This window comes from Kitasatospora sp. NPDC093102, assembly GCF_040683915.1.
Taxonomy (GTDB): domain Bacteria; phylum Actinomycetota; class Actinomycetes; order Streptomycetales; family Streptomycetaceae; genus Kitasatospora.
In genome coordinates, this window is record NZ_JBFBFA010000006.1 from 125,710 (window position 1) to 146,782 (window position 21,073).

At 73.3% G+C, this 21,073-nt stretch carries 21 protein-coding genes; 8 read left to right on the forward strand and 13 right to left on the reverse strand.

What is annotated here, in order from left to right:
• Positions 1–21: 21 nt before the first annotated feature.
• The 7 genes from AB0O11_RS11235 to AB0O11_RS11265 all read right to left on the reverse strand — a co-directional run bounded on the left by AB0O11_RS11235 (position 22) and on the right by AB0O11_RS11265 (position 7,274).
• A complete protein-coding gene (locus AB0O11_RS11235) occupies positions 22–699 on the reverse strand; it encodes an ABC transporter permease (RefSeq protein WP_363384217.1) in 678 nt (225 codons plus the stop codon).
• A complete protein-coding gene (locus AB0O11_RS11240; RefSeq protein ID WP_363384219.1) occupies positions 696–1,364 on the reverse strand; it encodes an ABC transporter permease in 669 nt (222 codons plus the stop codon). Before AB0O11_RS11240 ends, AB0O11_RS11235 begins: the two co-directional genes overlap by 4 nt.
• The gene (locus AB0O11_RS11245) at positions 1,354–2,541 is read right to left on the reverse strand and encodes an ATP-binding cassette domain-containing protein (protein WP_363384222.1); all 1,188 of its coding nucleotides are present in this window, start codon (positions 2,539–2,541) and stop codon (positions 1,354–1,356) included. The genes AB0O11_RS11240 and AB0O11_RS11245 overlap by 11 nt, the downstream gene beginning before the upstream one ends.
• A 213-nt stretch (positions 2,542–2,754) precedes the next feature.
• Entirely contained in the window at positions 2,755–3,141 is a 387-nt protein-coding gene (locus tag AB0O11_RS11250; protein WP_363384225.1) for a rhodanese-like domain-containing protein, read from the reverse strand.
• Positions 3,135–3,734: a cysteine dioxygenase family protein gene (locus tag AB0O11_RS11255; RefSeq protein ID WP_363384228.1), complete on the reverse strand. Its 600-nt coding sequence runs from the start codon at positions 3,732–3,734 to the stop codon at positions 3,135–3,137. Before AB0O11_RS11255 ends, AB0O11_RS11250 begins: the two co-directional genes overlap by 7 nt.
• A gap of 197 nt (positions 3,735–3,931) precedes the next feature.
• On the reverse strand, positions 3,932–4,009 hold the full coding sequence (locus tag AB0O11_RS11260; protein ID WP_107054354.1) for a putative leader peptide: 78 nt from the start codon (positions 4,007–4,009) through the stop codon (positions 3,932–3,934).
• Positions 4,010–4,145: 136 nt separating this feature from the next.
• Positions 4,146–7,274, reverse strand: a complete 3,129-nt coding sequence (locus AB0O11_RS11265) for a hypothetical protein (RefSeq protein ID WP_363384231.1) — start codon at positions 7,272–7,274, stop codon at positions 4,146–4,148.
• 433 nt (positions 7,275–7,707) lie between these two features.
• On the opposite strand from AB0O11_RS11265, the gene AB0O11_RS11270 reads away from it, so the two are divergent.
• The 6 genes from AB0O11_RS11270 to AB0O11_RS11295 all read left to right on the forward strand — a co-directional run bounded on the left by AB0O11_RS11270 (position 7,708) and on the right by AB0O11_RS11295 (position 13,889).
• Entirely contained in the window at positions 7,708–8,550 is an 843-nt protein-coding gene (locus AB0O11_RS11270; protein WP_363384234.1) for a nitrilase-related carbon-nitrogen hydrolase, read from the forward strand.
• An 11-nt stretch (positions 8,551–8,561) separates the two neighbouring features.
• Positions 8,562–9,992 (forward strand): dihydropyrimidinase, encoded by a 1,431-nt coding sequence (hydA, locus tag AB0O11_RS11275; RefSeq protein ID WP_363384237.1) that lies wholly within the window; start codon positions 8,562–8,564, stop codon positions 9,990–9,992.
• A 152-nt stretch (positions 9,993–10,144) separates the two neighbouring features.
• Entirely contained in the window at positions 10,145–11,158 is a 1,014-nt protein-coding gene (locus AB0O11_RS11280; RefSeq protein WP_363384240.1) for a TIGR03842 family LLM class F420-dependent oxidoreductase, read from the forward strand.
• Positions 11,159–11,336: 178 nt separating this feature from the next.
• Entirely contained in the window at positions 11,337–12,893 is a 1,557-nt protein-coding gene (locus AB0O11_RS11285; protein ID WP_363384243.1) for an NCS1 family nucleobase:cation symporter-1, read from the forward strand.
• Positions 12,894–13,154: 261 nt separating this feature from the next.
• Positions 13,155–13,421, forward strand: coding sequence for a GlsB/YeaQ/YmgE family stress response membrane protein (locus AB0O11_RS11290; protein ID WP_363384246.1), 267 nt, complete (start codon positions 13,155–13,157; stop codon positions 13,419–13,421).
• Positions 13,422–13,625: 204 nt separating this feature from the next.
• Positions 13,626–13,889, forward strand: coding sequence for a GlsB/YeaQ/YmgE family stress response membrane protein (locus AB0O11_RS11295; RefSeq protein WP_363384249.1), 264 nt, complete (start codon positions 13,626–13,628; stop codon positions 13,887–13,889).
• Here AB0O11_RS11295 and AB0O11_RS11300 read toward each other — a convergent pair.
• From AB0O11_RS11300 to AB0O11_RS11325, 6 genes are all read right to left on the reverse strand, one after another.
• The gene (locus AB0O11_RS11300) at positions 13,873–14,871 is read right to left on the reverse strand and encodes an ADP-ribosylglycohydrolase family protein (protein ID WP_363384252.1); all 999 of its coding nucleotides are present in this window, start codon (positions 14,869–14,871) and stop codon (positions 13,873–13,875) included. The genes AB0O11_RS11295 and AB0O11_RS11300 overlap by 17 nt on opposite strands.
• Before the next feature lie 107 nt (positions 14,872–14,978).
• Entirely contained in the window at positions 14,979–15,566 is a 588-nt protein-coding gene (locus AB0O11_RS11305) for a TetR family transcriptional regulator (RefSeq protein WP_363384255.1), read from the reverse strand.
• A gap of 58 nt (positions 15,567–15,624) precedes the next feature.
• Positions 15,625–16,638: an aldo/keto reductase gene (locus AB0O11_RS11310; protein WP_363384258.1), complete on the reverse strand. Its 1,014-nt coding sequence runs from the start codon at positions 16,636–16,638 to the stop codon at positions 15,625–15,627.
• Positions 16,639–16,751: 113 nt separating this feature from the next.
• Positions 16,752–17,009 (reverse strand): hypothetical protein, encoded by a 258-nt coding sequence (locus AB0O11_RS11315; protein ID WP_363384261.1) that lies wholly within the window; start codon positions 17,007–17,009, stop codon positions 16,752–16,754.
• A 132-nt stretch (positions 17,010–17,141) separates the two neighbouring features.
• Positions 17,142–17,444 carry a GNAT family N-acetyltransferase gene (locus tag AB0O11_RS11320; protein WP_363384263.1) on the reverse strand — a complete coding sequence of 101 codons (303 nt, stop codon included), beginning with the start codon at positions 17,442–17,444 and terminating at the stop codon, positions 17,142–17,144.
• Between the two features lie 49 nt (positions 17,445–17,493).
• A complete protein-coding gene (locus AB0O11_RS11325; RefSeq protein WP_363384266.1) occupies positions 17,494–18,417 on the reverse strand; it encodes a methyltransferase domain-containing protein in 924 nt (307 codons plus the stop codon).
• A gap of 218 nt (positions 18,418–18,635) precedes the next feature.
• Between AB0O11_RS11325 and AB0O11_RS11330 the strand changes: the two genes are divergently transcribed.
• Both AB0O11_RS11330 and AB0O11_RS11335 read left to right on the forward strand, forming a co-directional pair.
• Complete coding sequence (locus AB0O11_RS11330; protein WP_363384269.1) at positions 18,636–20,063, forward strand: histidine kinase; 1,428 nt, start codon at positions 18,636–18,638, stop codon at positions 20,061–20,063.
• A complete protein-coding gene (locus AB0O11_RS11335) occupies positions 20,060–20,719 on the forward strand; it encodes a response regulator transcription factor (protein WP_363384272.1) in 660 nt (219 codons plus the stop codon). Before AB0O11_RS11330 ends, AB0O11_RS11335 begins: the two co-directional genes overlap by 4 nt.
• The last annotated feature ends 354 nt before the right edge of the window (positions 20,720–21,073 follow it).

Consider the following 21,073-nt stretch of genomic DNA (forward strand, 5'->3'; position numbering starts at 1 on the left):
GGAGAGGAGGGGAAAAGGGGGTCAGCGGGACCGCTGCTGGGCGCGCACCCCGGGCGGGAGCGCGAACCGGGCGAGCAGGGCGAAGAACAGCTGGGCGGCGACCGCGAGCAGTACCACCAGTAGCGCGCCGCCCACCGTCACGGCGTACTTGCGGGTCGCCAGCCCGTCGATGACGTAGCGGCCGAGGCCGCCCAGACCGACGTAGGCGGCCACCGTGGCGGTCGCGATCACCTGCACGGTCGCGGTGCGGAAGCCCGCCAGCATGGTCGGTGCGGCCGAGGGCAGGCAGACCTGCCACAGCACCTGGGGGTGGGTCAGGCCGATGCCGCGCGCGGCGTCCCGGACGTCCGGGTCGGTGCCGCGCACCCCCTCGACGGCGGCCACCAGCAGCGGTGGTGCGGCGAGCGCGACCAGCGGGATCAGGACGGCGGTGTCGCCGACCCCGGCGAGCAGCACCGCCAGCGTCACCAGGCCGAGGGTGGGCAGGGCGCGGGCGGCGCCCGCGAGTGCGGTCACCGCGGTGACGCCGCGCCCGGTGTAGCCGATCAGCAGCCCGAGCGGGACGGCGATCAGCGACGCGTACAGCAGGGCCTCGCCGGAGAGCAGCAGGTGCTCGAAGACCCGGTGCACGATCGAATCCGGCCCGCTGCGGTGGTCCGGGGCGGTGAAGAAGTCGTTCAGCCAGTTCAGCCAGTTCACGAGCCCGCTCCCTTCTCCCGTACGGCCCAGGGCGCGAGCAGCCGCCGGGCGGCCACCAGCAGGAGGTCGACGGCCAGAGCCAGGGCGGCGATCAGCACGATGCCGGCCACGATCGGGGTCGGGAAGGTGCGCTGGAAGCCGTCGACGAACAGGTAGCCGAGCCCGCCGCGACCGACCAGCGCGCCGACGCTGGCCAGCGAGATGCTGGACACCGCCGCGACCCGCAGTCCGGCGATCAGATACGGCACGGCGGCGGGCAGCTCGACCGACGTGAGCCGGTGCCACGGGCCGTACCCCATCGCGGTGGCGGCCTGCCGGACGGCGTCCGGGACGGCGCGCACCCCGTCCACGGTGGTCGGCAGCAGCACGGCGAGGGCGTAGAAGGTGAGCGGGATCATCACGGTCGCCTGGGTGGCGAGGCCGGTGTACGGGATCAGCACCACGAACACGGCCAGCGAGGGCAGCGCGTAGACGATGTTGAACACGGCGGACAGCGGCTGGTACAGCCGGGGGTAGCGGGCGCAGGCCAGGCCGAGGGGGACGGCCAGCAGCAGGCCGATGAGCACGGGGACGAGGGCGATCACGGCGTGGTCGGCGAGCAGGTGGCCGAGGTAGCCGAGGTGGTCGCCGATCCAGTACCAGCGGACGATCGGTTCATCGTCCACCGTCGGCTCCGTCCGTACCGCCGGTTTCGTCCGTGCCGCCCGTTCCGGTTGTGCCGCCCGTGCCGCCCGTGTTGTCCGGGCGGCTTCCGGCGATCGGGGACTTGTCGGTGCGGACGGGCGCATCGGCGGCCGGCGTACCGGAGGTGTCGGGCCGCAGCGCGGCGAGGACGGTCTCGCGGCTCGCGGTGCCGGTGGCCCGGCCGTCGGCGTCCAGCGCGACCGCGACCCCGGCGGGGGAGAGGACGGCGGCGTCCAGCGCGGTGCGCAGGGTGTCGGCGTCCGGGTGGAAGCCCACTGCCGGGTGCAGCTCGGCGGTGACGGCGTCGCGGTCGATCCAGCCGATCGGGCGGCGCTCGTCGTCCAGGGCCAACTCCCAGCTCCCGTAACGGAGTCCGTTGCCCACCGGACTGAGCTTGACGGTGCTCGCAGGGCGCAGGCCGAGGCCGCGCAGGCCCCGGTCGCGACCGAGGAAGGCGGCCACGGCCTCGTCGGCCGGGGTGGTGAGCAGGGTGTGCGGGTCGGCCAACTGGGCGATCCGGCCGTGCTCGCGGAGCACCACCACCTGGTCGCCGAGCCGGACGGCCTCCTCGATGTCGTGGGTGACGAACAGCACCGTCTTGTGCAGCTCGGACTGGAGCCGCAGCAGCTCCTCCTGGAGACCGGCCCGCACCACCGGGTCGACCGCGCTGAACGGCTCGTCCATCAGCAGCACCGGCGGGTCGGCGGCCAGTGCGCGTGCCACGCCGACCCGCTGCTGCTGGCCGCCGGACAGCTGGAACGGGTAGCGCTTGGCGGTCTCCGGTGCGAGCCCCACCAGTTCGAGCAGCTCGGCGGCGCGGGCGCGGGCCTTCTTGCGGTCCCAGCCGAGCAGGTACGGGACGGTGGCGATGTTGTCGATCACCTTGCGGTGCGGGAAGAGCCCGGCCTGCTGGATCACGTACCCGATGCCACGGCGCAGCTTGGCGGGTTCCAGCTTCGCGACGTCCGTGTCGTCCAGCAGCACCCGCCCCGAGGTGGGCTCGACCATCCGGTTGACCATGCGCAGCAGGGTGGTCTTCCCGCACCCGGACGGTCCGACCAGGACGGTTATCCGACCGGTCGGGACCTCCAGGTCCAGGCCCTCGACCGCGACGGTGCCGTCGGGGTGGCGCTTTCCGGCGCCCTCGAATCTGATCACGTGGAGTTTCCTCGTCAGGGCGCCCCGGGGAGGCGGCGCCTGGGTCGGTCGGTCGTTCGGTCGGGTCGTGCGGTGATGGCGGTTTCAAGCGCCCGGGCGTACTTCCGCCCGCGTGGCTGCCCAGCTTTGGACCGGCGGAAACTCGGATCAGACTATGACCTGCGTCATCTCCTGTCTCTGATTTACCGTCCGGCACGCGGTGCGGCTGCGACCTCAGCCGCCCTGACGGGTCGGCAGGCCCGCGGCCGCCCAGCCGACGAATCCGCCGTCCAGATCGGTCGCCCGGTGCAGCCCCAGCTCGCGCAGGGAGGCGGCGGCCAGGCTGGAGGCGTAGCCCTCGGAGCAGACCACGATCACCTCGACGTCGTAGCCCGAGGCCTCGGGAATCCGATGACTGCCCGTCGGGTCGAGCCGCCACTCCAGCACGTTGCGCTCGATGACCAGCGAGCCGGGGATCTCCCCCTCGGCCGCCCGCTGCGCCGCCGGACGGATGTCCACCAGCAGCGCGCCGTCCAGCTGGGCCTGGTACGCCTCGCGGGCGCGCGGCCGGTGGACGCCCTCCCGGGCCCGCTCCACCAGGTCGTCGATCGTGGTCACCACTGTTCCGGTCCTTCCTCGGAGGTGCGGACGAGCCCGCCGGCCCGTAGGTCGTAGTGCGCCATCGAGCTCAGCGGCGGCGAGTAGGCGTGCAGGGTGACGGCGGGGCCGACGGCGGTGTTGCGCACGTCGTGCACGTACTCGGGGCCGAAGGCGCGGGCGGTGCCGGCCGGGATCCGGCGGATCAGCAGGCCCTGGTCAGGCCCGCCGAGGGACAGCTCCTCCAACTCGCCGAGGGCGACGGTGAAGGCGCCGCGTGAGCCGCCGTGGTCGTGGAAGCCGGTGGACTGGCCGGGCAGCCAGCTGATCAGCCACACCTCGTGGTCCTCGTCGGCGGCCAGGCGCCGGTACCAGCGCTCCTCGGTGGAGAGGCGGACGTGGTGGATCCACTCCTCGGGCCGCTCGGCCAGCTCGCGGACGACGGTCCGCAGGGTGCTGGGGGTGAGCGGCGAGCGGGTGTCCCCGGCGGAGGGCGTCGGTGGTGGTTCGGGGGTGCCGGCCGGCCTCGTGGAGCTGGCACCGGTGCCGGAGCAGGTGTTGGGGCCGGTGTCGGGGCCGAGGGCCGGGCGGGTGTCGGGGCTGATGCTCAGGCTCATGAGGGCGTCCTCGGATGCGGCGGGAACGTCGGCGGGAAGCGCCTGCTGTCCGGCGGCGGTGGACGGGCTCGGGCCGACGGAGCGGCCCGGCACGCACGGGTGCGCCGGGGCGGGGCGGGTGTCAGAACTGCGGGTGCGGGTGCGCGGCTCGTGCCCTGGCAGACGTCACAGAGCGGGACCGGCGGGGGAGAGCAAGGTCAACAGGCACAGATGGAACTCGCCTGGCGTCGCAGATCGACGTGCAGGCGGCAGACCAGAGTGGCGCCGGATTCCATGCGCCGGATCCTTCCCGAGCGAACCGGACGAAGTCAAGCCGAGCCGGCGGCCCGCCGTCGCCCGTCACCGGTGCCGGGCGGGCTCGTCGGCTACCCGTCGAGCACCCTTCGGCTCCTCTTCGTCTTCCCCCCCCGGCTACTCCTCGGCCCGGCGACGCGGCGCCGGTGGAGCCGTGGCGGACGGAGCCGTGGTGGACGGGGCCCACGCGGTGCCGCCCGCCGGCTGCGCGGGCAGCGACCCAGCGGTGTCCGGCGCCGGGCCGGTCAGTGCCTGCTCGACCAGCGCCCGCTCGACCAGCGGTGCGGCCTGTTCGCCCAGGTGGCGGCCGAGCGTCTGGTAGGCGTCGAACTGCTGGTGGTCGAACCACTGGTCGCTGGTGCGGTCGTTGGGGAACGCCCGGTTCTCCATCGCGTAGGCGTGCAGCTCGTACGGCATGTCCGGGGTCAGCACCGACTGGAGGACGATCAGCCGGCCCTGCCGGACGGCCCCTGGCCCCTCGCCCAGGTCCGGGTAGCGGATGTCCCCGGTGACCACCGACCGGGCCGAGAGCCGGGCGGACAGCTGTGCCGCGAGCCCGCGCAGCGGCGGTGGCCGACGGCTCGCGTGGCCGTCCGCGCCGTCGTCCGGGGTGCCGCCCTCGACGGGCTGGTCGGCGGCGCTGCCCGGGATCAGCAGCTCCGGCTCGTGCAGGGTGATGACGACGCCCAGTTCCTCGTGGGCCAGTGTGATCGCGGCGGCCAGCTTGGCGGCGTGGCCCGCGTCGCCGCTGGCGTCGATGCAGACCGCCGTGCGCACCCGGTGCCGCAGCAGCTCGACCAGCCCGAGGTTCTCGTAGTGCCCGCCGTCGGTGGTGAGCAGGAAGCGGTCGTCGTCCGGGAACCGCCCGATCAGTTCCCGCAGTTGGTACGGGAGGCGGCGGACGGCGGGCTGCGCGGGACGGCGCCAGTCCGGTGGACCGGACCAGTCCGGGCCGAGCACCGCCGGGTTGGGCAGCCACGTCCCGAGGCGGGCGTTGGTCACCGCGAACAGCCGCTGGTAGACGCGGGATTCGCGCCCCATCGCGGAGGAGAAGGCCGCGCCGGATACGGCCATCGCCGACTGCACGGTGAGGTCCCGGGCGATGTGCGGACGGGTGCGCCGCTCCAGCAGGTCGGTGCGCGCGTAGCCGATGTCCGGACCGCCCACGTAGTCGTACGAGAGCGAGTAGGAGACCGCCGGACGGCCCGGTGGCGTACGGGAGTTGCCCGACAGGTTGGCCGCCGCCGAGAAGATCACCTGGGGGAAGTCGGGGTGCCGGGCGCCGTAGTGGCTCAGCCAGGTCTGCTCCCGGAAGAAGTGGTACGGGCGGGCCAGTGACCGGCCGCCCTCGGTGGCCCTCCGGACCGCGAACGCCGAGGCCAGCCGCAGCCGGTAGAACGGGTGCAGGCTCATCCAGGTCTGGTCGAGGTTCAGCCCGACCGCGCCGAGCACCAGCGGCAGCAGAACCTGGACAGCGGTCGGCCAGGCGTACCCGGTGGCGACCGCCCAGCCGAGGGCCAGCAGCGCACCGGCCGTCAGCACGAGGAGAGCGGCCCACACCACGAGGGTCTGGGGGAGGCCGGCGGCGCGGCCACCGCGGCTGCCCGCGCCACGGCCTGCCGCGCCCGTTGCGGCGCCCCGGCCGGGTGTCCGGCGGTCGCGCCGGAGTATGCCGAGCAACAGCGCCAGGTAGCTGAGCGCCAGGGTCAGAGCGAGCCCCGCGCCGGTCAGCTGCGGCCCTGCCGCCAGCGCCTGCTGGAGCCGCACGGCGCCCCAGGCCAGCCCCGGCACGGCCAGGACTCCGACCGTCAGCAGGGCGGCCAGCCCGAGCAGGCCGAGATTGGCCCGGCGCAGCACGCGCGGCAGCAGCGACTGCCAGCCGAGCGACGGGAAGGCCAGCAGCCAGAGCAGCCAGCACCCGGCGGCCGCGGCCAGCAGTGCACCGAGGGTGGCGAGCGCCGGTGCCCGGAACTCCAGCGGCGCTGGTATGGCATCGGTGTGGCGCAGCCCGGCCGCCGCCAGGCGGCTCAGGTCGGTGAGTGGCACGGCCCGGTAGAAGCGGCTGAGCCCGAGGCCGAGCGCCAGGACGGCGGCCAGCAGCAGGGTGAGTGCGGACAGCACGCCGCGCAGCAGCGTCCCGAGTGCGACCAGCCACTCGCCCGCGCCGTCGGCGACGTACTTGCCGTGCCGGCGGAGGTGGTCCTCCTCCGGGGAGCCGGGCTCCATCACGGTGTTGGCGGTCAGGCCCGAGACGGCGTGCACCGGGCTGCCGGGCGCCGAGTCGCTGAGTGCGAGCTGGAGCGCGCCGACGGTGTAGCCGCCGCCCGAGACGGAGACCAGGTAGCGGGCCCGTTTCAACCAGGGGCGCAGCGACTGGAGTGCGCCGAGGGTGACGCAGGCCGAGCGGATGCCGCCGCCGGAGGCGCAGAAGCCGAGTTCGGCGGGCTCGCGGCCGGGCGGCACCCGGGCGGCGTCGCGCCAGTGGGCGTGCCGGGCCGGGGCGTCCAGGCCGTCCGGCGGCTCGGGGGCGAGCGGGGGCGCGGCGGCGGGCGGTGAGGTGCCGTGCCGGGTGGCGATCGGCCAGGGCGGGATCAGCGCCGGGCGATCGGGGAAGCCGGTGCCGCCGGCCTGCGCGCCCGCCCGCGACGGCCGGAGCCCGCGCACGGCCCGGGTGACGGTCACCAGCAGGAGCCCCGCCGCGACCGCCCCGGCGGGCAGGAGCAGCAGCCACTTGACGGTGGCGAGCGCGGTGGCGGCGGCGAAGGGGGTGTCGGACCCGCCCGGGCCCGGCTGGAGGCCGTCGAGCCCCGCGCGCAGCAGCGCGTCCTCGCCGAGGTCGCAGCAGGCCGCGAGCAGCCCGGCGCCGCCGACCGCGAGCGCCGGCAGCCGTCGACGCACCGGCCCGAGCACGTACCCGCCGAGCAGCGCGACCGCGACCAGCGTCAGCCCGTAGCCGCCGATCAGCCAGCCGTCGGCGCGCAGTGCGGCCAGGTGGTCCGCGGCGCGCCCGCCGACCACCGCCTCGGCGACGGTACGGGAGCCGGCCAGTTGGAGCGCGACGTCCGGTACGCGGGGTGCCTGGCGGAGGAACAGCAGCCCGCCGAGGACGACCGGCAGCAGTGCGCCGAGGGCGAGCAGCAGGCCGGCCCGGGCGGACAGGGCGGGCGACCGTGCAGCCGGGCCTCCGCCCGCCGCCGTATCCGCCGTACCCGGCGCTTCCGCCGCTTCCGCTGCGGACTTCGACACCGCCACCGTCGTCACCCCCCGCTTGGTCGCCCCGATCCCCCGTGACCGAGCCGCCGAACTCGTATGGAACCACGCCGGACTGACGATCCGTCGTGATCCACAGCGATGTCCACGCGGGTCTTACCCCGCCACCGCAGATTGCGTACCCCAGGCGTTCGGTTTCACTCGAACGAGTAAGAAGGCAACTCCCTGGGTAGATCAGCTTTTCACCCCACCCGGGACCGCCCGCGTGTCCGCGCAACAGGATCGCCCCAGACGCGTTTCCGCCAACGTATTGTCAGGCCACCGAGGCCAGGCCTACCGTCTACAGATCGCTTTCTACGCACGTAGACCCTGCGGTTCCCCGAGCGGACCCGCAGGGGAGACCCGCCCCGTCAACCCTCAGACCGCGCGTCCGACCGCACGGCCGGACCGCGGAGTTGCGGAGGTACCCATGTCGCAGATCGTCCGTGCCGCGCTCGTCCAGACCCGCTGGACCGGGGACCAGGAGAGCATGATCGCGCTCCATGAGCGGTACGCCCGGGAGGCCGCCGCCCAGGGCGCGAAGATCATCGGATTCCAGGAGGTCTTCAACTCCCCGTACTTCTGCCAGGTCCAGGAGGCCGAGCACTACCGCTGGGCCGAAGCCGTCCCCGACGGCCCGACCGTACGCCGGATGCAGGACCTCGCCCGCGAACTCGGGCTGGTGATGGTCGTCCCGGTCTACGAGGAGGAGCAGACCGGCGTCTACTACAACACCGCCGCCGTCATCGACGCCGACGGCAGCTACCTCGGCAAGTACCGCAAGCACCACATCCCGCAGGTCAGGGGCTTCTGGGAGAAGTACTACTTCAAGCCCGGCAACCTCGGCTGGCCCGTGTTCGACACCGCCGTCGGCAAGGTCGGCGTGTACATCTGCTACGACCGCCACTTCCCCGAGGGCTGGCGCGCCCTGGGCCTGGCCGGCGCGCAGATCGTCTACAACCCCTCCGCCACCAGCCGCGGTCTGTCCGCCTACCTCTGGCAGCTCGAACAGCCCGCCGCCGCCGTCGCCAACGAGTACTTCGTCGCCGCGATCAACCGCGTCGGCACCGAGGAGTACGGCGACAACGACTTCTACGGCACCTCCTACTTCGTGGACCCGCGCGGCCAGTTCGTCGGCGACGCCGCCTCCGACAAGGAGGAGGAACTCGTCGTCCGCGACCTCGACCTCGGCCTGATCGAACAGGTCCGCCAGCAGTGGGCGTTCTACCGCGACCGCCGACCCGACGCCTACGGACCGCTCGCCGAGGCGTGAGGAGCAGCACGATGACCACCCGCGACCCGCACCGGCGCACCGTCGTCCGCGGCGGCCTCGTCATCACCGCCACCGAGGAACTCCACGCCGACGTCCTGGTCGAGGGCGAGCGCATCGCCGCCCTCGCCGCCACCGGCAGCTCCGCCGCCGAGGCCTGGACCGCCGACACCGTCATCGACGCCACCGGCCACTACGTCATCCCGGGCGGCGTCGACGCCCACACCCACATGGAGCTGCCGTTCGGCGGCACCGCTGCCTCCGACACCTTCGAGACCGGCACCCGGGCCGCAGCCTGGGGCGGCACCACCACCATCGTGGACTTCGCCGTCCAGCCGGTCGGCGGCTCGCTGCGCGAGGGCCTGGACACCTGGCACGCCAAGGCCGAGGGCAACTGCGCGATCGACTACGCCTTCCACACCATCGTCTCCGACGTCAACGACGCCGTCCTCAAGGAGATGGATGCGCTCGTCGACTCCGGCGAGTCCACCTCCTTCAAGCTCTTCATGGCCTACCCCGGCGTCTTCTACAGCGACGACGGCCGCATCCTGCGCGCCATGCAGCGCGGCGCCGTCAACGGCGGGCTGATCATGATGCACGCGGAGAACGGCATCGCCATCGACGTCCTGGTCGAACAGGCCCTCGCGGCCGGGAGGACCGCCCCCCGCTACCACGGCGAGGTCCGCCGCGAACTGCTGGAGGCCGAGGCGACCCACCGGGCGATCAAGCTCGCCCAGGTGGCCGGCAGCCCGCTCTACGTGGTGCACGTCTCCGCCGCCGCCGCGCTCGCCGAACTCGCCCGGGCCCGGGACACCGGCCTCAACGTCTTCGGCGAGACCTGCCCCCAGTACCTCTTCCTCTCCACCGACAACCTCGCCGAAGAGGGCGCCGACGGCTTCGAGGGCGCCAAGTACGTGTGCAGCACGCCGCTTCGGCCCCGCGAGCACCAGGAGGCACTCTGGCGCGGGCTGCGCACCAACGACCTCCAGGTGGTCTCCACCGACCACTGTCCGTTCTGCTTCGTCGGCCAGAAGGAGTTGGGCCGGGGGGACTTCTCGAAGATCCCCAACGGCCTTCCCGGCGTGGAGAACCGGATGGACCTGCTCCACCAGGCCGTGGTGGACGGGCACATCAGCCGGCGCCGCTGGGTCGAGATCGCCTGCACCACCCCGGCCCGGATGTTCGGCCTGCATCCGCGCAAGGGCACCATCGCCCCGGGCGCCGACGCCGACCTGGTGGTCTACGACCCCGCCGCGGTGCAGACCGTCTCCGCCGCGAGCCACCACATGAACGTGGACTACTCGGCCTACGAGGGCCGCCGGCTCACCGGCCGGGCACGGACGGTGCTGTCCCGCGGCACCGTGGTGCTGGACGACGGGGAGTGGCTCGGCCGGGTCGGCCACGGCACCTTCCTGCGCCGGGACACCTGCCAGTACCTGGTCTGAGTCCCCCCGCTACCGCCATCCCGCGCTTTCGACATCCGCCCTTCGCCGTCCGCCCTTCGCGCTTCGCTGTCCGCCCGTCCGCCCGTCCGCCCGCCGGATCGATCCGGCCGGCGGGCCGGGCGGCGGGCCGACCCCTCTTCCTGGAGACCCTCATGGACATCGGCCTCGTCCTTCAGACCGACCCGCCCGCCCGACTGGTCATCGACCGGATGATCCGTGCCGAGCAGGCCGGGTTCACCCACGGCTGGACCTTCGACTCCTGCGTGCTGTGGCAGGAGCCCTTCGTCATCCACAGCCGGATCCTCGCCGAGACCGAGCGGATGACCGTCGGCCCGATGGTCACCAACCCCTCCACCCGCACCTGGGAGGTGACCGCCTCCCTGTTCGCCACGCTCAACGACATGTACGGCAACCGGACCGTCTGCGGCATCGGCCGAGGCGACTCCGCCATGCGGGTCGCCGGGCGGCGCCCCGCCACCCTCGCCCGCCTCTCCGAAGCCATGCACGCCATCAAGGAGTTGGCCGAGGGGCGTACCGCCGAGGTGGACGGCACCGAGATGCACCTGCCGTGGGTTCGAGCCGGCGCGTCCCTGCCGATCTGGATGGGTGCGTACGGGCCGAAGGCGCTGAATTTGACGGGACATCAGGCCGACGGCTTCATCCTCCAGCTGGCTGATCCGTACCTCACCGAGTTCATGATCAAGGCGGTGCGGGCCGCCGCCGTGGAGGCTGGACGGGACCCGGACTCGCTCACCATCTGCGTCGCCGCCCCGGCCTACGTCACTGCCGACGACTCGCCCGAGGCGCTCGCCCACGCCCGGGAGCAGTGTCGCTGGTTCGGCGGGATGGTCGGCAACCACGTGGCCGATCTGGTCAGCCACTACGGCGAGCACTCCGACCTGGTACCGGAGGCGCTCACCGACTACATCAAGGGCCGCCAGGGGTACGACTACAGCCACCACGGCCGGGCCGGGAATCCGGACACCGCCTTCGTCCCGGACGAGATCGTCGACCGCTTCTGCCTGATCGGCCCGGCGGACCTGCAGCGGGCCCGGTTGGCGGAGCTCCGCTCGCTCGGCGTCGACCAGTTCGCCGTCTACGCCATGCACGACGCCATCGAGACCACCATCGACGCGTACGGGACGGACGTCATCCCGCACCTGTGACGCCCACCTGCGGCGCCCGGCCCGGGGCGCCCTGTTCGTGACACCCCGAGAGTTCCACCGATCGTGCACCAGCCTGAGAACCCGACTGAGAGCCCGCCTGAGAACCTGCCCGTGGACCCGACTGTGAACCCCCTCTGAGCTGAGCCGCGGACTCGCCCGCGGTGGACGGGAGTTGTCCATGACCGACACCGAGACCAGCGGCGGCAGACAGTGGCATCACCCCGACGGCCGGGTCGAACTCGACCCGGTCGCCGGGGCACTGCCCCCCAACGGCTTCACCAGCGACGACCTGCGGCCGGTCCCGGTGGCGCGGCGCACCTGGACCACGTACAACTTCCTCGCGCTCTGGGTCGGCATGGCCCACAACATCCCCTCCTGGACCCTGGCTTCGGGCCTGGTCGCGCTCGGCATGGACTGGAAGCAGGCGGTGCTGACCATCGCGCTCGCCAACCTCATCGTGCTGATTCCGATGCTGCTCACCGGGCACGCCGGCACCAAGTACGGCATCCCGTTCCCGGTCTTCGCCCGCGCCGCCTTCGGGCTGCGCGGCGCCAACCTGCCCGCCCTGCTGAGGGCGGCGGTGGCCTGCGCCTGGTTCGGCATCCAGACCTGGATCGGCGGCGAGGGCATCTTCCTGCTGGCGGGCAAGCTGTTCGGCGAATCCTGGCGCACGGCAGGGGAGTTCGGCGGCTACCCGTGGACGCAGTGGCTCTCGTTCCTGCTGTTCTGGCTGATCGAGATGGCCGTCATCGCGCGGGGGATGGAGGCGCTGCGGAGGTTCGAGAACTGGGCGGCGCCGTTCGTCATCGTCGGTGCGCTCGCGCTGCTGGCGTGGATCACCGTCAAGGCGGGCGGGTTCGGGCCGCTGCTCGACCAGCCCTCCAGGCTGGGGTGGGGCGGCGGCTTCTGGAAGGTCTTCTTCCCTGCGTTGATGGGCATGATCGGGTTCTGGTCCACGCTCTCGCTGAACATCCCCGACTTCACCCGCTTCGGCGGCAGCCAGCGGGCCCAGATCCGCGGGCAGGCGCTCGGCCTGCCGACCACGATGACGCTCTTCGCGTTCCTGTCCGTGCTGGTCACCTCGGGCTCCGAAGCGGTCTACGGGGTGCCGGTGTGGGACCCGATCCAGTTGGCCGCCAGGATGGAGAACCCGGTCGGCATCCTGTTCGCGCTGCTGACCGTGCTGGTCGCGACGTTGTCGGTGAACATCGCCGCCAACGTCGTCTCACCCGCCTACGACCTCGCCAACCTCCTGCCGCGCCTCGTCACCTTCCGCACCGGGGCGCTGGTCACGGGGGTGGTCGGGATCGTGATCTTCCCGTGGCGGCTGATCTCCGACCCGCACGTGTACATCTACACCTGGCTGGGCGTGGTCGGCGGCCTGCTCGGCACGGTCGGCGGAGTGCTGATCGCGGACTACTGGGTGCTGCGGCGCACCCGCCTCCGGCTCGCCGAGCTGTACCGGCCGGGAGGGGCGTACTGGTACGCGGCGGGCTGGAACTGGAGGGCCGTCACGGCGCTGCTGGTGGGTGGCGTGCTGTCCGTCGGCGGCTCGTACTCCACCCTCGACGCCAACGGCGCGAAGCAGGGCCCGTTCCCGGCGGACGGCCTGATCCCCGTCCTCAAGCCGCTCGCCGACTACGGCTGGGCCGTCGGGCTGACGGCGGCGGCCGTGGTGCACCTGGGGCTGAGCGGGGTGTTCGGGAGGGGCGCTGCGGAGGAGGGGGAGGACTGACGGATGACGGCGAACAGCTGACAGATTTCGAAATCTGTCAGCTGTTCGCCGTTCGCCGTCGCCTGTTGTCCGTCACCCGGCCGCTGCCGCCGGCCGTTCGACGGCGGTGGGGACCTTTGCCGCGCCGTTCTCGGTGGCCGGTTTGCCAGGTGGCGGAACCGGGCGAACCGGGTGCGGAACCGGGGGACGGGACGGGGGCGTCTTCGCGGGCAGAGCGGACGGGACGGGGCCCGTCGCGCCTCGGACGGGAGAGGCTGACCGATGAGCATCATCGCGTGGATCGTGCTGGGCCTGCTGGCAGGTGGGCTGGCCAAGCTGCTGCTGCCGGGGAAGGACCCGGGCGGCCTGATCGTGACCACCCTGATCGGCATCGCCGGGTCCTTCGTCGGCGGCTGGATCGCGTCGCACTTCCTGCACCGCTCGGTCACCGCGCACTTCTTCGACGCGGCGACCTGGGTTTCGGCGATCGGCGGCGCCCTGGTCCTGCTGATCGTCTACCGACTGCTGTTCGGCAACTCGCGCCGCTGACGGTCGAGTCAGCCGCGGCCCGGTTTCCCGTGCGGCGACGGGACCGCGCCGCGGGCGAGTTCGCCGCCCTGAGCGGCAGCGCCCGGGTGGCCGGTTCGACGCGGTCCTGCCGGATGCTGGAACGGTGCGGGGTCCTCGTACGTCCTTCCGGTCGGACCCGGGGGCTCGGCGGGGTCGTCACACCGATGACGCAAGGGGCGGCGGATGAGCTGGATGGCGTGGATCGTGCTGGGCCTGGTGTCGGGGACCCTGGCCAGGATGGCGATGTCGAGGGGTGAGCGGGGTCTGATCAGCAGCACCCTGATCGGCATCACCGGCTCCTACATCGGCACCTGGATCGTCTCGCACTGGATGCACGGAACGGTGAAGGTGGGCCTGCTCGACGTCACGACCTGGGTGTCGGCGATCGGCGGCGCGATGGTCCTGCTCCTCGCCTACCGGGTGCTCCGCTTCATCGCGCGGCGCTGATCGGCGGGCGCCGACCGCCCGGACCGCCCGGACCGCCCGGAGTTCCCGGTCGCCGGTCGGCGGGCCGGGACACTCCGGCGACCCAGCCAGGGAGGTGTTCGCGCGCGTCGACCCAGCCGGGCGGCACGTCCGCGAGCCCGGTCCTGGCCGCGACCACGCCGGCGGCGATGGCGCAGGTGGTGTCCATGTCGCCCCAGCCCCCCAGGGTCTGCCAGATGCTCTCGGACAGCGAGTCCAGGTGCCCGGCCGCGGACCAGAGGGCGAACGGCACGGTGTCCGGGGCGGAGATCAGCGCTCCCGAGCCGAGCACGTTGGCCGCGTGCCGGACGCTGGTGTGCTCGGGCAGCCGGGCGGCGATCCGCAGCCCGGAACGGACCTCGCTGTCCGGCAGGCGTCCGGCGATCTCGGTCAGCAACTCGGCCCGGCCGGGCGGGTCTCCGCCTCGGCTCTGGACCGCCAGCGCCGCCGCGAGCGCGACCGCCACCGCCCCGGCGATCGCCTCCGGGTGGAAATGGGTGGTGAGCGCCTGCAGTTCGGCCTGCCGGACCACCGCGTCGAGGTCCTCCGCGAACCAGGCCCCCAGCGGGGCGACCCGCATCGCGGCGCCGTTCCCGTACGAGCCCTGGCCCTCGAACTGGCCGGCGGTGATGGCGCGCCAGTCCCCACCTGCGCCGATCCCGCGCAGCACCCGGTGCATCGACGGGCCGTACTTGCGCCCGTACTCGCGGGCGTACTCGGCGGCGAACTCCCGGGCGAGCGCGTCCGGTCGGACCTCTCCCGCACCGTGCAGGTGGCGGACCAGCACGAGTGCCATGGCGGTGTCGTCCGTCCAGTGCCAGGGCGCGGGCCGGACCAGCCGGGCGGCCAGTGCGGCGGGTGCCTCGTCCGGCGGGACCGAGAACCACCGGTCGCCGAAGGCGTCGCCGAGGGCGAGTCCGTCCAGGCTCTCCAGGCTCTCCAGGGCCGGGCCGGCCGCACGCATGTCATCCTCCAGGTGAGATCAACTGTGCGCGGCAGTCTGCCGGACGGGCGGGGCGACGGCGAGCGGATTTCCTCCCGCCCTTCGGCCCGCCGGGAACCGGCGGTTGGTCACTTCGTGTTCAGGCCGCCGAGGACGAGCTTCCAGACGGCCTCGAACCGGTCGTCGGCCCCAGGAGCGGACCAGGTGGACGCGTAGGCCGGATCGTGGAAGGGGCCGGTGGCGTCGAAGACGGCGCGGGCGGTGTTGCGGATGTGGGCGAGCTTGAACTCCTTGCCCTCCATGCCTTCCTCGACGATCTGCGCGATCTGGTCGACCAGGGTGTCGACGTGGGTGTCCACCAGGCCGCTGTTCTCCTCGACCAGCACCATGTAGGTGGCGAACAGCTCCGGGTCGTCCAGCGCCTTCTTCCGCTTGGCCGTGAACAGCGTCGTCAGCCAGCGGTGCAGTCGTTCGGCGGCGGGGCCGCCCTCGTTGGAGATGGTCGCCAGCTCGTGGTGGGCCTGGTCGAGCCAGCGCTGGGTGACCGCCTCGCGCAGCGCGGCCTTGCTGGGGAAGTGACGGTAGACGCTGCTGTGGCTGACGCCGAGGATGCGGGCGACGTCCACGACGGTGGCCTTGGCCGGGCCGAACCGCCGGAGGACGTCCTCCGCCGCGATCAGGATCTGCTCGGCGGTGAGTGTGCTGTCCGTGGTCACGGGGAGGTCCGTCCTTAGGGTCGTGCGGTCGGGTCGTGCGGCGATGGTGCCGGTGCGGTCAGCGCTCGCTGTCCAGGTGGGCCATCTGTGCGGCAGCGTACCGGTCACCGGCGGCGGAGCCGGCAGGTACGGCGGCCTCGATGGCGGCGAGGTCGGCCCTGGTCAGGGTGACGTCGAGCGCGCCGAGGGCCTCGGTCAGCCGGTCCCGGCGGCGGGCGCCGACCAGCGGGACGACGTCCTGCCCGCGGGAGGCCACCCAGGCGATGGCGACCTGGGCGACGGTCGCACCCCTTGCGGCGGCGATCTCGCGCAGGGCCTCGACCAGCGCCAGGTTGTGGTCCAGGTTCTCGCCCTGGAAGCGCGGGCTGTGGCTGCGGAAGTCGGTGCCGCTGAGGGCGCGGTCCCGGTCCCAGTGGCCGCCGAGCAGGCCGCGGGAGAGCACCCCGTAGGCGGTGATGCCGATGCCGAGCTCGCGGGCGGTGGGCAGGACGGCGGCCTCGATCGAACGGGAGAGCAGCGAGTACTCGATCTGGAGGTCGCTGATCGGGTGGACGGCGGCGGCCCGGCGCAGGGTGTCGGCGCCGACCTCGGAGAGTCCGATGTGGCGGACGTAGCCGGCCTGCACCAGGTCGGCGATGGCGCCGACGGTCTCCTCGACCGGGATGTTCGGGTCCAGGCGGGCCGGGCGGTAGACGTCGACGTGGTCGGTGCGCAGGCGGCGCAGGGTGTAGGAGAGCGCGGTCTTGGTGGCGGCGGGACTCGCGTCGTAGCCGAGCCACTGGCCGTCGGGCGTGCGCTGGGCGCCGAACTTCACGCTGATCTGCACGCGGTCGCGGTCGCGGCCGCGCAGTGCCTCGTGGATCAGCAGCTCGTTGTGGCCCATGCCGTAGAAGTCGCCGGTGTCGAGCAGGGTGATCCCGGCGTCGAGCGCGGCGTGGATGGTGGCGATGCTCTCGGCCTCGTCGGCCGGGCCGTACAGGTCGGACATGCCCATGCAGCCGAGGCCGAGGGCCGAGGTGACCGGACCGGTGGTGCCGAGGGCGCGCCGGGTGGGGCGGGTGTTCGTGGACACGGGTGCTCCAGGGGGCGGATGCGGTGCCGGGGGGCAGGGGCAGGGGCAGGGTGACCCGGGTGCCACTATGGCACGACAGCGAACAGATTTCAAAATCTGTTCGCTGTCGTCTGTTATCTGAAAGTTGAAATCTGTCGATTGTCATTTGTTCGGGTTGGCGGCTCCAGGTCAGCCGGCCCCGCAGGCGCCCGACCGGTCGCAGGTCGGCTGCCCGGTCGCAGGTCGGCTGCCCGCGGCTGAGCCCGCAGCAGCACAGCATCGCCCGTGGGGTCTCGCGCACCCCGCCTTCGGCGGCCGCCCTGGGGCGCCGCCGCGTCCGGGCTGATCCACGGACGCCGCCCGGTGTCGAACGCCGCCGGAAGCCCGTGCACGCACTCGGCGGCGTGGCGGCGGACGCCCGCGTCGAAGGTGAGCGCGATGCCCGCGCCCTGATGTGTCCGCCCGCCGCCGTCCTTGTCCTCGCCCCGACCCTTCCCGTTGTCCGGGCCCTGAGCGCCAGCTAGTCAGTCGGTGACCCGACTGCGGTTCTCGTACGCGAGGTCGGTGTACTCGGGGTGGCGGAGCATCCAGCCCTTGATGAAGGGGCAGGTGGCCAGTACGGACAGGCCGCGGGCGCGGGCGTCGTCCAGGGCGGCCCGGGCCAGCGCGCTGCCGATGCCCCGGCCCTCGAAGGCGGGCTCGACCACGGTGTGCGGGTAGACCACCAGCTGGTCGCTGCGCAGGTACTCGGCGAAGCCCGCCGGCTTGTCGTCCTCCCAGGCCTCGAAGCGGTGCCGGGCTTCCACGTCGCGTACCGAGAGGGTCATCGCGGCTCCTCACTGCCGGAGAGTCGGAGCCGGGCCCGGCCCCGGTCCATCATCGAGCGACCGGCGCCGCCCCGTCCGTCGATTCGGCCGAGGTGGTCTTCGTGTCCCTCGTGCTCGTGGCCCCGGTCGCGTCCCGGTCCCTCGACTCCGTCAGGTCCGCCGTCGTTGCCGCGTCGGCCGCCTTCGCCGCGTCCGTCGGCTCGACGGCCGGGCTCCCGGCCGCCCCCCAGGCCTCGCGTCCGCCCGGCGACCGCAGCAGGTAGGCGCGGGCCGGCGGCACATTGCGCCACGCCGTGCGCTCGCCGAGGCCGTACGCCGCCTCGAAGCGTCGCAGCATCCGCACCACCGCCCGGTGGCGGGCGCCCCGGCGGGGGCCCGAGGTGAGGGTGCGCGCCGTCGTCGTGCCGAGGTACCCGAAGTACGTCAGCTCCCCGCCGGGCGCCAGCAGCCGCAGGTAGAGGTCGAGGATGTCGCGCACCTGCGCGGGCTCGAAGTTGGTGAACGGCAGCCCGGACACGATCACGTCGTACCGCTCCGGGAACTCCTCCGTCCGGGCCCCCGCCGGCGTCGGTGGGTGGCATTCCGGAAGCTCCTCGATCCGGCAGACCGACAGCCGCAGCCCGACACCGGGGCGGCGCGCGGCCAGTACCGGGTCCTCCCGCAGCCGGTCGGCGAACCGCGGGTTGGCCTCGACGACGTGCAACCGGTCGCCCGGGCGCAGCACTTGGGCCAGCCGACGAGTCACCACGCCGGTGCCGGCGCCGACCTCCAGCACCGAGATCGGACGGTTCGGGCGGCTGGTGACCGGCACCACCAGCGCGTTCACCAGCTCCGGGCCGCTCGGGGCCAGCGCGCCGGTGTCATGGAAGGTGCGCAGCGCCTCGGCGAGGAACAGCAGGTGGTCCCCGCCGGTGGGCGAACTGTACCGGGGGGAAAGGGAGTCGGGACGGTGGTGGAGCCGCTCGTTGGTCATGCCGTCGACGCTAGGCAGGACGGAGGAGCCGCGAATCGGCCGGTCAGCGGCGCCGACCCCCGACGAAAGTCGAGGGTGCGGTTACCCGGAAGACAGAGGCGTTGCGCGGCTGGGCGCCCCTAGCATCGAGCCCGGCATGCCGAACGCCTCACGTACGGAAGGCCGTACGTACGGAAGGCCCTCGGAACGAGGGAAGAGGAACGGGAAGGAGGAGCATCATGCGCAGAAGTGTGCTCGGCTGGTACGGGCCGGACCACCGGGCCGGGACCGACACGTTGCTGCTGCTCGGTCTGCTCGGCCTCACCACCGAGGAGGCCCTGGTCCAGTGGGCGCACTCCGACGGCCCGTTGCGCCTGCCGCGTACGGTCGTGGCCGCGCTCGCCTCGCTGTCGCTCTTCTTCGCCCGCCGCTACCCGGTGGCCTCGGCCGTGCTGCCGGTGCTCACCGGCGGGCTGTTCAACCGGGCCTTTCCCGGCCTGTTCAGTGTCTTCCACCTCGCCTACCTCGGCCGGAGCGGCCCGGCGATGGCGGGTGGCGCGGCCATCGCGGTGGTCAGCGCGACGGGTGCGGATTCGCTGGTCGGCTGGGCCGGCACCACCGGGTCCCAACTCCTGGTCCAGGCCGCCACGCTGGCGGTCGGCCTGTGGCTGCACGGCAGGCGGGTGCTGATCCGCACCCTGCACGAGCAGGTCGACGTGCTGCGCCGCGAGCGGGAGCTGCGCGCCGAACAGGCGCGGGCCGCCGAACGCGCCCGGATCGCCCGGGAGATGCACGACGTGCTGGCCCATCGGCTCAGCCTCCTGGTGCTGCACGCCGGGGTGCTGCGCGACCAGGCCAGGGCCGGCACCGTCGCCGCCGACCTCGACCGGCTCACCCACCGTCTCGAACTGCTGCGCACCACCGCGGCCCGCTCGCTCGACGACCTGCGCGACGTCCTGGGCGCACTGCGGGCGGATCCACCGGCACCGCCTGCCACGGGAGGCGAGCCGTCCGTTCCGGCCGAGGCCGGGCGCGTCCCGGCGCCCGCCCTGCGCGACCTGACCGAACTCGTCGGCGAGGCGACCCAGGCCGGTCAGCGGGTCGAACTCGCCCTCTCCGGAGACCCGGAGACCGTCCCGACCACCCACCGGCTGGCCGTGCACCGGCTGGTCCAGGAGGCACTGACCAACGCCCGCAAGTACGCACACTCCGCGCCCGTCACCGTCCGGGTCGGCTACGGGGCGCCGGCGACGACGGTCGAGGTCCGCAACGGCCCGGGCGAGGCGCCGCCGGACGGGCCGGGTACCGGCGGCGGGTACGGGCTGGTGGGGCTGGCCGAACGGGTCGGCGCCCTCGGCGGCCACCTCGACGCCGGCCCGGATGGCAGCGGCGGCTTCCGGCTCTCCGCCCGGTTACCCGCGCCGGACCGCCAGCCGCAGGCGATGCCCGACCCGGCTCCCGCCCGCGGCGACGGTCCGGCTGCACATCCGGGGCGAGCGCTGCCGCGGCCGGCCCAGGGGAAACGAGGGCCACGGCAATCGCAGGACGGGGTGCAAGGGGCGCGAGGGGCGCAACCGCCGACGCCATCGAAGCAACCGAAGCAATCGGAGCAGGAGCCGGAGCAGGAACCGGAGCGGAAACCGAAGCAGCCGAAGGGCGCCGCATGATCCGAACAATGGTGGTCGACGACGATGCGCTGGTGCGCCTCGGCCTGGTCGACCTCCTGACCCAGGACCCGGCACTCACCGTGGTCGCCGAGGCCGCCGACGGGCTGCAGGCCGTCGAACTCGCCGGCAGCCGGCGGATCGACGTCGTACTGATGGACATCCGGATGCCCCGGCTCGACGGGATCGCCGCCACCCGGCGGCTGCGTGAACTCCCCGGCGGCCCGCGGGTCATCGCCCTCACCACCTTCGACCTGGACGAGTACGTGTACCAAGCGCTCGCGGCCGGGGCGGACGGCTTTCTGCTGAAGGACACCCCGCCCGCGGAGATCGCCCGGGCCGTCCACGTCGTCGCGGGCGGTCAGGGGATGCTGCACCCGGCGGCCGCACGGCGGCTGATCGACCGCTACCACCGGGTCGGGGCGCCCCGGTCGGTGGCCGCCCGCAACCGGGTCGCCGGGCTCACCCCGCGGGAGACCGACGTGCTGCGCGAACTCGCCGACGGGCTCTCCAACGCAGAGATCGCGGGCGTGCTCGGGATGCGCGAGAGCACCGTCAAGGCGCACGTCAGCCGGATCCTGACCGGGCTCGGGGTCGGCAACCGGGTCCAGGCAGCGCTGTTAGCACGGGACGCCGGGCTGGTGGGCGACGGTGGCTGAGGACGGAGGACGGACGGCTGAGACCGGCTGCGCCCGGGCCGGGCACCGGGGTTCCGACCGTCCGTGCCCGTTCGTGCCCGAGCGCGCTCCCGCTGTTCCCGGATACCGCCCGGTCGTGCTCCGGGGGTGGCGGCCGAGGGACGTCGGGGCTCGGCGGGGCACATCGGGGCACGGCATCGGCCGGTGTTCACGCGGGTGTTCCCCGGACGTTCTCCCGGAGTCGGAGCGGGCGTCGAAGCGGGCTTCACTGAGCCGCCGCGTGCCCCCGGTTCGTATCGCATGCTGAGCCGCTGTCACCCATCCGGCGTGGAAATGCCGTGCCTTGGCCGTTTGCGCTGCCGAACTCGGGCGGCG

Coding starts and splice junctions, on each gene's coding strand:
- AB0O11_RS11255 (WP_363384228.1), bottom strand. CDS start 3,734: ATGAGCCTGAGCATCAGCCCCGACACCCGCCCGGCCCTCGGCCCCGAC.
- AB0O11_RS11260 (WP_107054354.1), bottom strand. CDS start 4,009: ATGGAATCCGGCGCCACTCTGGTCTGCCGCCTGCACGTCGATCTGCGA.
- AB0O11_RS11270 (WP_363384234.1), top strand. CDS start 7,708: ATGTCGCAGATCGTCCGTGCCGCGCTCGTCCAGACCCGCTGGACCGGG.
- hydA (WP_363384237.1), top strand. CDS start 8,562: ATGACCACCCGCGACCCGCACCGGCGCACCGTCGTCCGCGGCGGCCTC.
- AB0O11_RS11280 (WP_363384240.1), top strand. CDS start 10,145: ATGGACATCGGCCTCGTCCTTCAGACCGACCCGCCCGCCCGACTGGTC.
- AB0O11_RS11285 (WP_363384243.1), top strand. CDS start 11,337: ATGACCGACACCGAGACCAGCGGCGGCAGACAGTGGCATCACCCCGAC.
- AB0O11_RS11290 (WP_363384246.1), top strand. CDS start 13,155: ATGAGCATCATCGCGTGGATCGTGCTGGGCCTGCTGGCAGGTGGGCTG.
- AB0O11_RS11295 (WP_363384249.1), top strand. CDS start 13,626: ATGAGCTGGATGGCGTGGATCGTGCTGGGCCTGGTGTCGGGGACCCTG.
- AB0O11_RS11300 (WP_363384252.1), bottom strand. CDS start 14,871: ATGCGTGCGGCCGGCCCGGCCCTGGAGAGCCTGGAGAGCCTGGACGGA.
- AB0O11_RS11320 (WP_363384263.1), bottom strand. CDS start 17,444: ATGACCCTCTCGGTACGCGACGTGGAAGCCCGGCACCGCTTCGAGGCC.
- AB0O11_RS11325 (WP_363384266.1), bottom strand. CDS start 18,417: ATGACCAACGAGCGGCTCCACCACCGTCCCGACTCCCTTTCCCCCCGG.
- AB0O11_RS11330 (WP_363384269.1), top strand. CDS start 18,636: ATGCGCAGAAGTGTGCTCGGCTGGTACGGGCCGGACCACCGGGCCGGG.
- AB0O11_RS11335 (WP_363384272.1), top strand. CDS start 20,060: ATGATCCGAACAATGGTGGTCGACGACGATGCGCTGGTGCGCCTCGGC.